The organism is Pediococcus ethanolidurans (assembly GCF_964062635.1).
Lineage (GTDB): Bacteria > Bacillota > Bacilli > Lactobacillales > Lactobacillaceae > Pediococcus > Pediococcus ethanolidurans.
In genome coordinates, this window is record NZ_OZ061250.1 from 1,892,213 (window position 1) to 1,906,659 (window position 14,447).

The window sequence follows — 14,447 nt, forward strand, 5'->3', positions numbered from 1 at the left end:
TGATTAATCAACAAAAAATAACGAATCGTTAAATAATTTTCCATCGAAAAATGAGCCAAAAAAATTATATTATCTAAAATTCGTTATTAATATGGTAAATAAACATGAATAGCGTTTCTAAGCTCTTTATTAGCTTCCTGGAAAACTTTTAAAGCTTTTATAACTAAATTCCTAGTCAAAAGATTATGTACACCTATAAAGCTTGTAGAGGCCATAAGTAATTGTTCACCAATACATCCTAAAAACCTCAAAAAAAGAGTCCGGCTCATAAGTACTGCCTCTAAAAAAAGATATTTTATTGCAAAATAAAAAGCAGAAAAAACCATGGCTTTTTCCTGCTTTTTAACTAAATAATTTAATTACTTGCTTTTAACATCTAAAACTTGTTTACCATCGTAATATCCACAGCTTGGGCAAACACGATGTGAAACTCGTAATTCACCACAATTTGGACATGGTGCCAAACCTGGAGTTTGTAATTTAATATGTCCACGACGATTACGTTTGCGTGATTTTGATGTTTTTCTTGCTGGTACGGCCATCAATAGCACCTCCTTTAAGAGAATTACGGTTTCCCGTTAATTTTATGTCTTACATTACATTAATACTACTTAGGATCAGAATCTTCTGAATTAAATAGATCTTTTAGTTTAGCAAGACGTGGATCAACTTGTTTAATTTGCGCATCTTTTTCATCTGCTTCAGAAATGACTTTCCAGTCATCTCCTGCAGGCATGGGTGTTTTCCCATCCTGCTCCTCAGGTGAGAAGATTTGCATCGGAATTTGTAAAATAATATTATCAGCAACAGCCTTAGAAAAATCAATCTGATCATCTTGAACCGGCAAAACCGTTTCAGTTGCTTCAAATCGATCTAAATTCGTGCCTGCTTCCACATAATACTCATTAACAGTAAAATCCAGTTTAAAGTCTACAGGGCGAAGCGATCTTGATGATGGCACCACAATCGCTCCCGTAACTTTAGCAGAAATTAAAACTGCATCCCGATCCTTAATTGCATACCCATCAACCTTAACTAAGTTCACATCCAAAATCTCAGACGTGCGACTAATCAAGTCTTCTTTTAAATCAAGATTTTCATTAAAATGGAGGGGTTCCTTGTGTTTCATAAGATCAGAAAGTGACCAATTCATTTAAAAACCTCCTAATGCAACGAATGTAATTATACCTGTGCAAAATTTCTTTGTCAATGGAAATTCCTTGACAGTCAAGGTAAAATAATTGGTTTTCGGCCAATATTTTGCTCTTCACCCGTTAATAAGCTATAAATTTGATCCACTTGATACGTGGTTCGATAAACACCTGTAGCTTCTTTTTTACCAATTTTACTAATCATCGGTAAATTTAATTCCTGCATGTAATGTAAATACTGTTGACCAACTTTATTAAATCCTAGAATACGAAAAACTAATTTTTGCTCCAACATTTGTTCTTTTTTTAAATTTAAAACAATTGCCAAACAAAGCCTTTGTAGGTGTGTATACGTAAAACGCTTTGTTTTCAGTACCTTTAAAAAGGTCGCGAAATCACGCTTCTGTGGCGAGATCGCTTTAATTCGATTTTCAATACCCTCAGAAATTCCATAGATTTGACGGAGTTCATCTTCAGAAATTGATAACAGTCGGTAACTTAAATATGGCCATAAATTGTCCCAGTTAACGACTGAGCCTTCTAAATCAATCTTAGTTTGTTCAGGAATAAAGTCCATAAAGTTGTCCTGATTTTCAAAACGAGCCTGACGAATTGCAGACGCACTTGCAAAATGTTCAAAATGCAACGAATGATCTGAATGCTCAGCTTCCATTCTTGGAACGGGAATTAAGGTCATATTATTTTTATTTGCTAAAAAATAATTAAACGCCAAAATATCATTGGCAGTTTTTAACTCAATTCCCGTTTTTTGAGCTAACGTTTCAAATAGTTGGGCAGCAAAACTTTGAGCATACTCAGATTTATCAAATTTCAGATCTTTGAACTGATCAACTAAAAAATTATAATTCAGCTTCGGATGTTCACTGCCAAAAACCAAATAATCACTTTTAAGTTGAGCAGCCATTGAAACTGCTCCTTGGGCAAACAAGTGAGCAGCTTGCATTGAAACGCTAATGGGCAACTCAATTACCAAATCAGCTTGACTGGTCAACGCTTCTCTTGTTCGTTTCCATTTGTCAATAATTGCAGGTTCGCCTCTTTGCAAGAAATTACCACTCATTAACACAATTAACACGTCAGCATTGGTTAGTTTCCGTGCCTGCTTCAAGAGATAATCATGACCATTGTGAAATGGGTCAAATTCTGCAATAACACTGCACACCTTCATTCAATCACCTACTTTGTACATTCGAAAAACCACCGCGTACTTTTATCATCAATTGAACTATTGCCAAAATTGCTAGAAACGTGAGTATTTTTAAAACCTACAGCCTCTAACAACGTTAAATACGTGTTTAAGTCGTAAGTACGTTCATGATGCAACTCATTAATTTTGCTATACGTATTTTTCGTACCATTTTTAATGAAGAAGGTAAGATCATGTTCCACACTATGGGGTTCCTCTGTTTGATAGGTTGTCCATAAAAATGCTTGTTGATCGTCAACATAGTTATACATATAACCAGGATAAATTTCATCCGTTTGATAAGGTGAAATAACGTCAAACAATAATTTTCCATTTGGTTTCAAATGATGAAAAACTTGTGTAAAACACACTTTAAGATCATGGTCATTTGGTAAATAACAAAAAGAGTCAGCAAAACACGATATCACATCATACTGATCAAGCTCACTTAAATCTAACATATTTCCCTGAATCAGCGGCAGAGTCACCCCGGCTTCTTGTGCATGTTCATCTGCTAAGGCCAACATTTCTTCTGACAAATCAAACCCAGACACTTGATAGCCACTTTGAATAAGCTTAACTGCTAATCTTCCACTTCCGCAGGCCAAGTCAAGCCAATCTACTTTTTTTTCAGGCTGCCTTTTGGAAACAAAATCCAGCCACTGATCATACATGGCTGGGTCCATCAAATCATCATATAATTTAGCAAAGGTCTGATAAATCATGCTTCAACCCAATCTTTAACATCAACTACCTTAGCTTCTGACCATAATTTTTCTAAATTATAGAATTTTCGTTGATCAGTTTGGAAAATATTAACAACCACATCGCCTAAATCAACTAAAATCCATTCTGATGCACGTTGGCCTTCCACGTGACGAATAGTCACACCACTTTTTTCATTTTGATCAATAATTTCATCCGCAATGGCTGCAACTTGTCTTTTTGAATCTGCACTCATAATCACAAAGTAATCAGCCAATAAACTGACATTCTCCATGTCGAGGGCGATAATATTTTCTGCCCGTTTGCCATCAGCTGCTTTCACAGTCGTTTCTAAAATTGTTTTACTTTCTATCAATGAATTTCCTCCTAATTTTCACTTTGCCAAGCATTATACGTAGCAATCGTTCCAGGGTATATAGGGCGTGCATTTTCTACTAAATAAGAAAGTGTTTGTTGTGTCTGGAAAAAGACGCCCTTTTTCAAACTAGCGTGAGTAATTTCACGAGCCTTCTCAACTCCTGGGAAATCCCGTCCAGGTTCAATATAATCCGCCATATAGACAATTTGATCCAGCTGAGTCATATAAGGTGCACCGACCGTATGACGGCGCACGGCGTTTAATATCTCTTCATCAAAGATATGCAATTCATCTTTAATAAATTCTGCACCAACCACACCATGCCAAATAGCATTACCATAATCCAAAAGATCAGGATTCATTTGTTTATCATTAATAACCTTGATAAAATCATGATCTGATCGTTGCTTGGCATAATCGTGCAAAAGTCCGGCAATTGCCGCTTTTTCGGGATCGTATTGATTTTCATTGGCCAATTCAATTGCCTGTTTTTCAACACGTAAACAATGCTGAAATCGTTTATCATCTAATTTTTCTTGAACTTTCGCTACCAATTGATCATGGGTATAAGGAATTAAATTTTCTTGATAGTCAATAGTTTCATTTTTTTCCATATAATTTATGCTCCTCAATATATGTGCAAACCGTTTCCGGAACAAGATACCGAATCGAGTGATGTTTGGCAATTTTATGCCGAATTAACGTTGAGCTTAAGTCAATTGTCGGTGTATCTACCCACAGAATTGAATAATTACTATGAACTTTCACTCCTGGTCGTTTCACACCCACAAACTGAACAAGTTTTGCCAAATCAGAAATACGATACCATTTAGGTAAATAAGCCACCATATCGGCACCAATAATAAAATAGTACTGATTTTCAGGATGAGCTCGTTTTAAAGCAACTAATGTATCATAACTATAGCTTTTACCACCACGATTAATTTCTGCTAATTCAACTCCAAAATTAGGGTTACCTTCAACCGCTAATTTGACCATTGCCACTCGATGCTTAGCTTCAATTGCCGTTTTTTCATCAACATGCGGGGGAATAAAATCTGGCATAAAATCAACCCGATCAAGTCCCAGTTGAGTACATACTTGCTCAGCCATAATAAGATGTCCCAAATGTGGTGGATTAAAAGTACCACCCAATAGGCCGATTCGTTTATGCACAATATCACTAACTAATTCAGTTTCAACATCAATTTTTGTCTGTTGAACAGTCTTTGTCCCAGTCAAAATCTTTCACACTCCGTTGATTTAACTTAAATTTCTTTAACCTGCAACGAAATATTTCGTTTATCCTCATCATCAGACTCTTTAAATAACACTAAAACATGTCCAATAATTTGAACAACCTGAATGGCAGTATGACTTTCAATATAATTTTTTACTTCTTCTGGTGTCACATCTGTACTTTGTTGTAAGTTAATTTTTATTAATTCATAGTTATTCAAAGCACCGTCAAGTTGGTCTACCCATGCTTGTGTCAAACCATTTTTACCTACTGAAAATTTTGAACGAAAGCGTTGTGCTTTACTGCGTAAAAATCTTTTTTGTTTTCCTCTTAAATTCATATTTTCCTCTTTCAATGTTTAAACTAGTGGCCGACGAACTACTGTTGAAATTCCTTTTGGTGCCCAAATAGCAATAGTTGAATGACTTGGAACAGTTAACCATCCTAAACCTTCAATCACCACATCACTCTTCTCATTTAAATGAAATTCGTGTCTTTGCAGTTCTGGCAAGTTCTTCAAGCCCTCTTTATCAGGAGGTGTAAGCAGTTCTCCAACATGTTTTGTATAGAAATTCTCTGCATTACTTAATTTAGTTCGATGGATCATTAAATTATTTTCAAAATAAGTGCTAACTGCACCATGACCGCTTAAATAATCAAAGCGCCCTAACCCGCCGAAAAACAATGTTTGTTGATCATCCAATTGGAACGTTTTGGGTTTAATCGTTTTCTGGGGCGATACGTACTTCAAATCCTTCCCCGTTAAAACATGTGCCATCTGGTCCTCATGCACAATTCCTGGAGTATCAATTAACATTTTTCCATCTTCAAATGGAATTTCAATTTTATCCAAAGTAGTTCCTGGAAAACGTGAAGTCGTGATTAAATTCTGGGTACCATTATTAATGCGGATAATCTGATTAATTAATGTGGACTTGCCGACATTTGTAACCCCTACAACATAAGCATTTCGATTTTTACGGTATTTTTCAATCGTATTCAAAAGAATTTCAATTTCATCAAGATTTTTTGCACTTGTTAGCAAAACATCAACTGGTCGAATTCCTTGTAAGTTAGCCTGTTGTTTAAGCCACTCTTTCATTTTGTTTCGTTTTAGTGATTTTGGAAAAATATCTTCTTTATTGCCTACAAGCAATACGGGATTATCACCAACAAAACGATGAATTCCAGGAATCATGCTACCATTAAAATCAAACATGTCCACAACGTAAACAATTAGGGCATCATCGTCACGGATTTGGCTTAGCAAACGTAAAAAATCATCATCCGTCAACGAAACTGGTGCGATTTCATTGTAGTGTCTTAGCCGAAAACAACGCTGACAATAAACTTCGCCCTTTTCTAATCCTTTATCCAACGCACTTTGAGGTGTGTATCCTAGTTGATCTTTATTGGTTGTTTGAATCTTTGTGCCACAGCCAATACAATAAACTTCTTCTTCGGCCTGATCCATTTATTTAATTTCCTCCTGCCAGTTCATATCTGGGTATATTTTAGCTAGTCTTTTTTGAATGAAATATTCAAAAAAACGATTTATTTTTGTATTCCAAGCATCTGAATCTAATAATGGCTTTACCAAAATACTTCTCGTTCCTGCAGTATTTGCTGCCAAAACGTCGGTTAGCAACTGGTCGCCTACCATAACCACTTGATCTGCATTAAGATCAAGCTTTTTTAAAGCTCGGTGAATTCCGTACCCTAAAGGTTTCAAAGCTCTTGAAACAAATGGTAATTGAATGTTTCTCAATGCCCGTTCAACACGTGAACGACTATTATTAGAAACTACAATAACTGGAATTCCTGCCTGCTCCATCCGTGATATCCAAACACGTAATTCACTTGTTCCATCTGGATTATCCCAAGCAATTAAGGTATTATCCAGATCAGTTAAAACCGCCTTGATGCCATTTTTTTTGAGTTCACTTGGAGTTAAGCTGTAAATTTTATTTAATTGCCAGGTTGGCTTAAACTTCTCAATCATCCTACTCTCCTTAAAACACACTATCACATCATTATAGATGATTTTCATAATTTTTGCATTCAAAGTCTTCACAAAAACTCATATCTCTTTATAACAATGCTGAAAAATCAAATTGTTTAAGGTTTCATCACTCAATGAGTTAACATAGGGAGTAACCTTTTCTGTCAAAATTATCAACAAATCAAAAATCATTTTAAAGGAGATTAACCAACATGAAGTCATTTGGATTTAATAAATATGGTGGTCCCAACGTTTTTGAAGAAGTTACCCTGCCACAACCTACACCTACCAAGGGACGTGTCATTGTTAAAACGCAAGCATTTGCAATGAATCCTTATGATAGCAAGCTTCGACAAGGAACCATTACGTTCAAGACCACACCTCAGTTTCCTCAAATACCTGGTAGTGATGTTGCTGGCACCGTAGTAGCTATTGCACCAGATGTCACCGAATTTAAAATAGGTGATTCAGTTATGGGCCGCGTGGTTCATGGCGCTTATTCTGAATTTGTGTCCGTTCCACATCTAAAACTCATTCCTAAACCAAAGCAAATTTCATTTACAGAAGCTGCCGGAGTGCCAAGTGCTGGCGTAACTGCTTATGATGTACTTAAAGGCGCCGTTCAATTAGAAAATGTCACTTCAATTCTTGTTTTAGGTGCATCGGGAGCAGTTGGCTCAATCATTGTACAAATTGCCAAAGCAATGGGCCTGTTCGTGGCTGCTACCGCATCGGAAAGGAATATTGATTTTGTCACTCAGCTTGGAACTGATCTGGTTATCTCTTCTGATCAACTCTCCAAACGAAATTTTTTAGATCATGCTCCGGTAGACGTCCTAATCAATGCAACACCAACTAAATTCACACCAAGTAATGGTTATCGTCTACTAAAATCTGATGGCCAATTAGTTAGTTTAAATGGCTTTTCAACAAGTTTCAAAGTTCAAAGAGAAACACAGACCGTTACTGATTTTAATGATGCTAGCTATCATCAAAACAAAAAAGCACTCGTTTATTTGGCCGAGTTACTTACACACAATCAATTACACATTCCAGTTGCAAAAGTATTACCCTTTTCCCTTGCTGGTGTTGTGCAAGGACAGGCATTGCTTGATAGTCATCATAAACCTGGTAAAATTGTGATTTCAAAAGATTTTAAAAAAACTAATTAGACTGGCTTACAAAAAAGCAGTGTTTTTAAACAAAAAAATCCTCGTTGATTGTTAACTATTTCAAAATGAAATAACTTAACAATCCGAGGATTTTTTATTAAGCCAAGGCTTTTTTAGCGGTCTCAACTAATGATGTAAATGCTGCTGCATCACTAACTGCAAGATCAGCTAACATCTTACGGTTCATATCAATGTTAGCAACCTTTAAACCGTGCATTAATTGACTATAGCTCATATCATTCAAACGAGCTGCAGCATTAATACGTGCAATCCAAATCTTACGGAAATCGCCTTTACGATTACGACGATCACGGAAAGCATACAAACCAGACTTCATAACTTGGTCTTTAGCAACCTTAAAGTTAGTATGTTTTGGTCCGCGATAACCTTTAGCAAGCTTCAAAACGCGTTTACGACGACGACGTGTTACTGTTCCACCCTTTACTCGTGGCATAATAATTCCTCCTAAAACTGGTCACCCAGCATTTTATTCTTCTAGATTAATGAACTTTATTTGTTAATTGGTGCTAACATTTTACGATAACGTTTAACACTTGTATGATCCATCATGCTCAATCCACGTAATTGACGACGTTGTTTCTTAGTCTTTCCATGGAATCGATGACTAGTATAAGCGTTAGCACTCTTAAAGCCACCATTACTAGTTCGTTTAAAACGCTTTGCAGCAGCGCGATTTGTCTTCATTTTTGGCATAATAAGTTCCTCCTACTTTTACTTTTCTGAAATTGGTGCCAGCATTAAGAACATGCTGCGCCCTTCCATCTTGGGATATTGTTCAATCGTAGCGACATCAGAAATTTCCTTTGCCATTCGATTTAAAACATCACGACCAATATCCTTATGGGTAATGGCACGTCCCTTGAATCGAATTGATACACGAACTTTATCACCCTTTGAAATAAACTTCTTAGCGTTCTTCAACTTGGTGTTAAAATCATTTGTATCAATTGTAGGACTCAGACGAACTTCCTTAACACTGACTGTCTTTTGTCGTTTACGAGCTTCTCGTTGTTTCTTTTGAAGTTCGAAACGATACTTTCCATAATCCATGATCTTGGCAACCGGCGGCTTAGCTTTCGGGGAAACCAATACCAAATCAAGACCTGCTTGATCCGCTAACTCTAAAGCATCTCGTTTCAATTTCACACCCAATTGTGTGCCATCATCACCAATTAATCGTACCTCACGAGCACGAATGCCGTTATTGACCATCATATCACTAGCTATGGCAATTCACCTCCAAATTATTTTAAGAAAAAGGCAGAAAAAAACGAGGTGCATACACACCCCGCCATTAAGACTATTCACAGTCTTTTCATCGTTTTAGCCCAGCAACTTAGGTTACTCAGGCGAGAAGCGGGTGCCTCTGCTTAATTTCTCAACTAATATAGAATATCAAATTCACGTACATCTGTCAAGAATGTCCTACTTAATAAGTTCATCATTTTTGGCATTATCACCTGTACGACTATAATTTTGAATCTCAGCCAAAAGACTATCGATAAACATATTGTTATTTTCGCTTTCAGAATCTTTTTGACCATACTTACGAACATTAACGGTACCAGCTTCAAGTTCTTGATCTCCTACAACCAATACATAAGGAACCTTTTGTGTTTGAGCTTCTCGAATCTTGTAACCCATCTTTTCGTTTCGATTGTCTACATCGACTCTGATTTGTTTAGCAGCCATTTTTGCTCGTAATTTTTCTGCATAAGCACCATGGAATTTTGGATTAACAGGAATAATTGTGACTTGTTTTGGTGCTAACCAAGTTGGAAAAGCGCCCTTATAGATTTCTGTTAAGTAAGCTGTAAATCGTTCCATAGTTGAAACCAAACCACGATGGATCATAACTGGACGATGCTCTTCACCATCAGCACCAACATAATGAAGATCAAATCTCTCTGGAAGCATAAAGTCTAATTGAATTGTTGATAATGTTTCTTCATTGCCCAATGCAGTCTTAGTTTGAACATCCAACTTTGGACCATAGAAAGCAGCTTCACCTTCTGCTTCGACATAGTCTAAGCCAAGATCATCCATAGCAGCCTTTAACATTGCTTGCGACTTATTCCACATTTCATCATCATCAAAGTACTTCTTCGTGTTCTTTGGATCTCGATAGCTTAAACGGAATGTATAGTCGGTAATATCAAAGTCATCATAAACTTCAACCATTAAACTAAGAATTTTTTTGAATTCATCTTGAATTTGATCAGGTGCAACGAAAGTGTGACCATCATTTAAAGTCATTTCACGAACACGTTGTAACCCAGATAAAGCACCGGATTTTTCATATCGATGCATCATTCCTAATTCAGCAATTCGAATTGGTAATTCTCGGTAAGAACGAATGTGATGTTTATAAATTTGGATATGTGAAGGACAATTCATTGGCCGTAATTCCAACATTTCGCCATCACCCATGTCCATTGGTGGAAACATATCTTCACGATAATGTTCCCAATGACCTGAAGTCTTATAAGCATCTAGATTCATCAATACAGGTGTATAGACATGTTGATACCCATTCGCAACTTCTTTATCGATAATGTAACGCTCAATTGTACGACGAATTGTCGCACCTTTTGGCATCCAATATGGCAATCCGGCCCCGACTTTAGGATCAACAAAGAACAAGTCCAAATTATTACCAATTACACGATGATCACGATCATGAGCCTCTTGCTGACGTGTTAACTCGGCATCCAAATCTTTTTGCTTTAGAAAAGCTGTCCCGTAAATTCGTTGAAGCATTGGATTACTTGACTTGCCTTCCCAATAAGCTCCGGCCACAGATAACAGCTTAAAGACTTTAACATCTTGAGTATTAGCCAGGACAACGCCGCTATTTAAGATAACGTTATCGTTAAGTTTATAAACACTAACTTTATCATCTTTGGCCTGTGCATGCGTCAATTTAGCTCGGTATGGGTCGCCATCGACTAATTTAAGTACCTCTGCTTCTGACAAAAATTCTTGTTCCAAAGGTAATTTAGCTTTGATTAATTCTCTCATTTTGTCTTCGATTGCAGGTAAACTGTCGACACTAATTTGTTCACTGCCATTGTCAGTATCACAATAAAATCCATGTTCCACATTTCCCTTTGTTCCAAAATGAATATCAGGATAAGTTTCGTGAACTGCTGCCTCTAAAACTACAGCTGCCGTATTCCAAACAACTTGTAATCCTTCATTTGAATCCTTAGTAACAATTTCAAGTTTGGCATCTTCGTTTAATTTTTGGTCCAAAGAAACCAACTGATCGTTAAGTTTTCCAGCAACAGCTTTCTTAGCTAAACTAACACTAATTTCTTTTGCAACATCTAACACACTTGCACCGTTTGCAACGGAACGTTTTGCTCCGTCAGCTAATGTAATTTCAATATCTGCCATATTTGCTTCGCTTCTTTCTAATTTTTGGTATAAAAAAAGTCCAAAATACACTTTCATGTACTCGGGACGTTATTAACGCGGTTCCACCCAAGATTGCAAACAATCCGTCTGCATCTCATTGGGTTCGATAACGGGAACAATCCGTCCTGATATTTCCACCAGGCTCAGAAAAGTGGTAGTCATTGGCACTCATAGGTGACTTCCAGTTATAGCCACCACTCTCTGGATGATTTAACAATGATCATGTCTTTTCTTTGATTTCAAAACTAATTAAACCACACTCTGAAAAAAAGTCAATAACAGATTTCACATTTCATTTTAAGAATTGTGCAATTAAGATTGGCGACGATTAACACCTACCATGGTAATTTCAGTAGCTAAAAACTTAATTCTTTCCATCAAACGTTTGGCCTTCAAAGGTTCTGACTCCCCACGTTGATTAACCTGAAGATGTTCTTTTTCTAACTGATTCATTGAAAAATTAGAGCTGAAAAACGTTGGTAATTCATTTTGCATACGATATTCTAAAATAACACCTAATACTTCGTCACGCACCCAACTAGACATTGCATCAGCCCCTACATCGTCTAGCATCAAAATGGGTGCTTTTTTAATGGCATTCAATTTTTCCGTTAAATTATTCTCGCCAATTGCATTTTTCATTTCAACTGCAAAACTAGGGAAATGAACTAAAGTAGACACAAATTCCTGTGACGCCAGTTCATTAGCAATCGCACCTAACAAATAAGTTTTTCCAACACCAAAACTTCCTGATAAATATAACCCCTTATGAAACTGCTGTGGGTTTGCTTCATAGGCTTGAACAAAATCCAACGCCGCGTTTAGAGCAGATTGACGATTGGCATCTGGATAAAAATCTTCAAATCGTGCCCGTCGAATCATTTTAGGCATATTGACAGACTTTATGCGTGAATTAAATGCGCGCTGTTTTTCATCTGCCAACAGTTGTTTACTAGGACGATATGAAACCTCAATTAAATGATTATTTACAATCAAAATCGGCTGGTATCCTGGCATCAAAGTTGGTTCATGACGATTATATTTATTTCTTTCCTGAACATATTCATATAGCTTAGATGCTGAACGAGCCACACTATCAGGTGATAATTCTGTTTTGTGTTTCTGACAAAATGCTAAAACATCGGGATCCTCATACACAGCAGACATTAGATCCTGAAACTTAGTATCTAACTTACGTTTGCTCATAAGTTCTTTTAATACTTCGCGCACATTTTCCATGTCTACTTGTCCTCCTTGTGTTGTTTTCGAAGTGCATTTAACCGTTGATTTAACCGTTCTTGATCATTCTTGTTAATGGTCGTTGTCTGCGTAGATTTATCATTTTTTGCCCAGTCAGGTAAGGTCTCTTTAGTCACTATTCTGCGTGCATTTGCCTGCTTTCGCGTTGTTGCTTTAGATTTTGCAAAGTTTTTAATCTGTAACACAGCCGCCTCTGGAGTTGTGACATGAGCCCGGCTCCAATTATTTGCCATTGTATCAACAAGTTTGTTAGGTAATGTTGTAATTTCACGATCAACCACAATATAAGAAATCAAAATATTAATTACACTAACCGGAAACAAATTACGATCGATTAAATCCTTTAACAATTGTCTTTCACTGTACGTCACATAACCGCCATGAATTGAAAGTTTTAGATTTTCCAAATAAGTTGCCGGTGCATACGCTTTAGCAGCTTTAATTAGTTCTTGATCTTCCTTAGAAAGCTCAGACTTATCCTCTTTACTGACAATTTCTGGTTGCTCGGCTCCGGCAACATACTTCTGTGTTTCCGTACTATGTGCTGTAAAGTCCTTTGAAATCTGCAATTGCAGTTTTTTTGTGTTCAATTTATTGGAAATCAAATCAGTGGCCTGTCCAATTTGACGAGCCATTTCAACCTCATCAATTCCATATAAAAGATGCTCACTTAAAATTAATTTTTGCGCCTCATCTACGGAACTCCACTGGGTAAACCCCTTGCTTACCAACTCTTTTAACAGTTTGAAATCAAAATTTGTATTCTTTAAACTTATCTCTGTTGCCTGATTGGTTTGACTAGCTTTTTTAAATTCTGCCTGAGTTTCACGAATTAAAGAATTGGGTTCTTTAAGCGTTTGTTCAGAAATATGAAAAGCCGTTAAAAAATCAGTTGAAACGTTTTTAAGATCTTTGTTATTAGTTTGAATCAATTTAAAATGATCTGCCAATTCCGAAAAACGTCGCTCGCCAACTGCTTCAAGCAATAGACTGCTTAACAAAGCATCTTTGAAAAAACTATCTGGAAACACCGGTTTATCAAGTTGATAAACAAAAAAGTGTCCAAGTGAATCTTCTCCCTCAAACGACTTTAGCAAACCAATTCCTTCAAGTTTTTGACGGCTTGCATAAAATTCTGGTAAATCACAATTTAGAATATCAAATAATTCTAAATGAGATTTTCTTTCTGAACGGATCCCCACTGGATTCATTTCTGTCCAAAGTGTCAGAAACAAACTAAAAGCCTTTGCTCCTATGATTGGTTGATACAAATAAGTCAGTACTTGTTGATCAAAATTACTCAGATATGCTTGTTGGGTAACTAAAAAACCATCCTTGGGACTTAAATTTGCCCACCCTTTGTTCATTACGCTTCGCCACCATCGTTTTTATCTTTGCCTGTGGTTGTCTTCTTTGTATCTTTTTCTTTTGCCATCATATCTTTTAGTTCTTTCATAAAGACATTCATATCTTTAAATTGGCGATAAACACTAGCAAATCGAATATACGCAATTTCATCTACTTTTGCGAGCAAATTCATGACGTACTCACCAATAATTTGACTTGAAACTTCATTTTCACCTAATCCGCGAACTTTATTTTCAACTTCATCAACAATCTTAGACATTTCATCCGCGCCAACTGGTCGTTTCTCAGCAGCTCGAATAAGCCCACGAAGAATCTTCTCGCGATTAAATTCTTCTCGGGTACCATTTTTCTTAATCACCAATAATGGTGATGCTTCAATACGTTCAAACGTTGTAAATCTAAATCCACATGCTTCACATTCTCTTCTTCGTCGAATAACACGACCATCATCTGTTGGACGGCTATCGACAACACGTGAACCATTATGGTGACAGTGTGGACATCTCATGGGCTACTTACCTC

Annotated in this window: 18 protein-coding genes and 1 other annotated feature; of the genes, 1 reads left to right on the forward strand and 17 read right to left on the reverse strand. The window is 36.6% G+C overall.

Translation table 11 applies throughout. From position 1 onward, the window contains the following. Nucleotides 1-359 precede the first annotated feature (359 nt). The 10 genes from rpmF to AB3219_RS09380 form a co-directional block, all read right to left on the reverse strand. On the reverse strand, nucleotides 360-542 hold the full coding sequence (rpmF, locus tag AB3219_RS09335; protein ID WP_057748399.1) for a 50S ribosomal protein L32: 183 nt from the start codon (nucleotides 540-542) through the stop codon (nucleotides 360-362). 65 nt (nucleotides 543-607) lie between these two features. Further along, complete coding sequence (locus AB3219_RS09340) at nucleotides 608-1,153, reverse strand: DUF177 domain-containing protein (RefSeq protein WP_263749489.1); 546 nt, start codon at nucleotides 1,151-1,153, stop codon at nucleotides 608-610. A gap of 74 nt (nucleotides 1,154-1,227) precedes the next feature. After that, on the reverse strand, nucleotides 1,228-2,340 hold the full coding sequence (locus AB3219_RS09345) for a nucleotidyltransferase (protein WP_263749490.1): 1,113 nt from the start codon (nucleotides 2,338-2,340) through the stop codon (nucleotides 1,228-1,230). Nucleotides 2,341-2,348: 8 nt separating this feature from the next. Beyond that, nucleotides 2,349-3,083, reverse strand: a complete 735-nt coding sequence (locus AB3219_RS09350) for a class I SAM-dependent methyltransferase (protein ID WP_216762520.1) — start codon at nucleotides 3,081-3,083, stop codon at nucleotides 2,349-2,351. Then, nucleotides 3,080-3,439, reverse strand: coding sequence for a ribosome silencing factor (gene rsfS, locus AB3219_RS09355; RefSeq protein WP_057806447.1), 360 nt, complete (start codon nucleotides 3,437-3,439; stop codon nucleotides 3,080-3,082). Before rsfS ends, AB3219_RS09350 begins: the two co-directional genes overlap by 4 nt. An 11-nt stretch (nucleotides 3,440-3,450) precedes the next feature. Continuing rightward, nucleotides 3,451-4,056: a bis(5'-nucleosyl)-tetraphosphatase (symmetrical) YqeK gene (gene yqeK / locus AB3219_RS09360; protein ID WP_057806445.1), complete on the reverse strand. Its 606-nt coding sequence runs from the start codon at nucleotides 4,054-4,056 to the stop codon at nucleotides 3,451-3,453. Continuing rightward, a complete protein-coding gene (locus AB3219_RS09365; protein ID WP_263749500.1) occupies nucleotides 4,043-4,687 on the reverse strand; it encodes a nicotinate-nucleotide adenylyltransferase in 645 nt (214 codons plus the stop codon). Before AB3219_RS09365 ends, yqeK begins: the two co-directional genes overlap by 14 nt. A 23-nt stretch (nucleotides 4,688-4,710) precedes the next feature. After that, entirely contained in the window at nucleotides 4,711-5,022 is a 312-nt protein-coding gene (locus AB3219_RS09370) for a YhbY family RNA-binding protein (protein ID WP_057806441.1), read from the reverse strand. A gap of 18 nt (nucleotides 5,023-5,040) precedes the next feature. Beyond that, nucleotides 5,041-6,156 (reverse strand): ribosome biogenesis GTPase YqeH, encoded by a 1,116-nt coding sequence (gene yqeH / locus AB3219_RS09375; RefSeq protein ID WP_216762519.1) that lies wholly within the window; start codon nucleotides 6,154-6,156, stop codon nucleotides 5,041-5,043. Continuing rightward, nucleotides 6,157-6,684: a YqeG family HAD IIIA-type phosphatase gene (locus AB3219_RS09380; RefSeq protein WP_057806436.1), complete on the reverse strand. Its 528-nt coding sequence runs from the start codon at nucleotides 6,682-6,684 to the stop codon at nucleotides 6,157-6,159. A 212-nt stretch (nucleotides 6,685-6,896) separates the two neighbouring features. Here AB3219_RS09380 and AB3219_RS09385 point away from each other — a divergent pair, with 212 nt between their 5' ends. Beyond that, on the forward strand, nucleotides 6,897-7,856 hold the full coding sequence (locus tag AB3219_RS09385; RefSeq protein WP_216753824.1) for an NADP-dependent oxidoreductase: 960 nt from the start codon (nucleotides 6,897-6,899) through the stop codon (nucleotides 7,854-7,856). Nucleotides 7,857-7,953: 97 nt separating this feature from the next. Here the strand turns inward: AB3219_RS09385 and rplT are convergent, their stop codons facing one another. The 7 genes from rplT to nrdR form a co-directional block, all read right to left on the reverse strand. Next, nucleotides 7,954-8,310, reverse strand: a complete 357-nt coding sequence (gene rplT, locus AB3219_RS09390; RefSeq protein ID WP_057806432.1) for a 50S ribosomal protein L20 — start codon at nucleotides 8,308-8,310, stop codon at nucleotides 7,954-7,956. A 56-nt stretch (nucleotides 8,311-8,366) separates the two neighbouring features. After that, nucleotides 8,367-8,570 (reverse strand): 50S ribosomal protein L35, encoded by a 204-nt coding sequence (gene rpmI, locus AB3219_RS09395; protein ID WP_057806429.1) that lies wholly within the window; start codon nucleotides 8,568-8,570, stop codon nucleotides 8,367-8,369. Between the two features lie 18 nt (nucleotides 8,571-8,588). Beyond that, the gene (gene infC / locus AB3219_RS09400; RefSeq protein ID WP_260365296.1) at nucleotides 8,589-9,089 is read right to left on the reverse strand and encodes a translation initiation factor IF-3; all 501 of its coding nucleotides are present in this window, start codon (nucleotides 9,087-9,089) and stop codon (nucleotides 8,589-8,591) included. A 45-nt stretch (nucleotides 9,090-9,134) separates the two neighbouring features. Continuing rightward, nucleotides 9,135-9,255: a sequence feature (ribosomal protein L20 leader region), on the reverse strand. 47 nt (nucleotides 9,256-9,302) lie between these two features. Beyond that, nucleotides 9,303-11,276 (reverse strand): threonine--tRNA ligase, encoded by a 1,974-nt coding sequence (gene thrS / locus AB3219_RS09405; protein ID WP_263749491.1) that lies wholly within the window; start codon nucleotides 11,274-11,276, stop codon nucleotides 9,303-9,305. Between the two features lie 333 nt (nucleotides 11,277-11,609). Beyond that, nucleotides 11,610-12,536, reverse strand: a complete 927-nt coding sequence (gene dnaI / locus AB3219_RS09410; protein WP_216753862.1) for a primosomal protein DnaI — start codon at nucleotides 12,534-12,536, stop codon at nucleotides 11,610-11,612. Between the two features lie 2 nt (nucleotides 12,537-12,538). Next, entirely contained in the window at nucleotides 12,539-13,924 is a 1,386-nt protein-coding gene (locus AB3219_RS09415) for a replication initiation and membrane attachment family protein (RefSeq protein ID WP_263794648.1), read from the reverse strand. After that, complete coding sequence (gene nrdR, locus AB3219_RS09420; protein WP_057806421.1) at nucleotides 13,924-14,433, reverse strand: transcriptional regulator NrdR; 510 nt, start codon at nucleotides 14,431-14,433, stop codon at nucleotides 13,924-13,926. Before nrdR ends, AB3219_RS09415 begins: the two co-directional genes overlap by 1 nt. Nucleotides 14,434-14,447: the final 14 nt, after the last annotated feature.

What these genes read in the sequence shown, in the direction of transcription:
- thrS (WP_263749491.1), bottom strand. Translation starts at nt 11,276, where the DNA reads ATGGCAGATATTGAAATTACATTAGCTGACGGAGCAAAACGTTCCGTT.
- AB3219_RS09340 (WP_263749489.1), bottom strand. Translation starts at nt 1,153, where the DNA reads ATGAATTGGTCACTTTCTGATCTTATGAAACACAAGGAACCCCTCCAT.
- nrdR (WP_057806421.1), bottom strand. Translation starts at nt 14,433, where the DNA reads ATGAGATGTCCACACTGTCACCATAATGGTTCACGTGTTGTCGATAGC.
- AB3219_RS09350 (WP_216762520.1), bottom strand. Translation starts at nt 3,083, where the DNA reads ATGATTTATCAGACCTTTGCTAAATTATATGATGATTTGATGGACCCA.
- dnaI (WP_216753862.1), bottom strand. Translation starts at nt 12,536, where the DNA reads ATGGAAAATGTGCGCGAAGTATTAAAAGAACTTATGAGCAAACGTAAG.
- AB3219_RS09380 (WP_057806436.1), bottom strand. Translation starts at nt 6,684, where the DNA reads ATGATTGAGAAGTTTAAGCCAACCTGGCAATTAAATAAAATTTACAGC.
- yqeK (WP_057806445.1), bottom strand. Translation starts at nt 4,056, where the DNA reads ATGGAAAAAAATGAAACTATTGACTATCAAGAAAATTTAATTCCTTAT.
- rplT (WP_057806432.1), bottom strand. Translation starts at nt 8,310, where the DNA reads ATGCCACGAGTAAAGGGTGGAACAGTAACACGTCGTCGTCGTAAACGC.
- rpmF (WP_057748399.1), bottom strand. Translation starts at nt 542, where the DNA reads ATGGCCGTACCAGCAAGAAAAACATCAAAATCACGCAAACGTAATCGT.
- AB3219_RS09370 (WP_057806441.1), bottom strand. Translation starts at nt 5,022, where the DNA reads ATGAATTTAAGAGGAAAACAAAAAAGATTTTTACGCAGTAAAGCACAA.
- rpmI (WP_057806429.1), bottom strand. Translation starts at nt 8,570, where the DNA reads ATGCCAAAAATGAAGACAAATCGCGCTGCTGCAAAGCGTTTTAAACGA.
- yqeH (WP_216762519.1), bottom strand. Translation starts at nt 6,156, where the DNA reads ATGGATCAGGCCGAAGAAGAAGTTTATTGTATTGGCTGTGGCACAAAG.
- AB3219_RS09385 (WP_216753824.1), top strand. Translation starts at nt 6,897, where the DNA reads ATGAAGTCATTTGGATTTAATAAATATGGTGGTCCCAACGTTTTTGAA.
- AB3219_RS09415 (WP_263794648.1), bottom strand. Translation starts at nt 13,924, where the DNA reads ATGAACAAAGGGTGGGCAAATTTAAGTCCCAAGGATGGTTTTTTAGTT.
- infC (WP_260365296.1), bottom strand. Translation starts at nt 9,089, where the DNA reads ATGGTCAATAACGGCATTCGTGCTCGTGAGGTACGATTAATTGGTGAT.
- AB3219_RS09345 (WP_263749490.1), bottom strand. Translation starts at nt 2,340, where the DNA reads ATGAAGGTGTGCAGTGTTATTGCAGAATTTGACCCATTTCACAATGGT.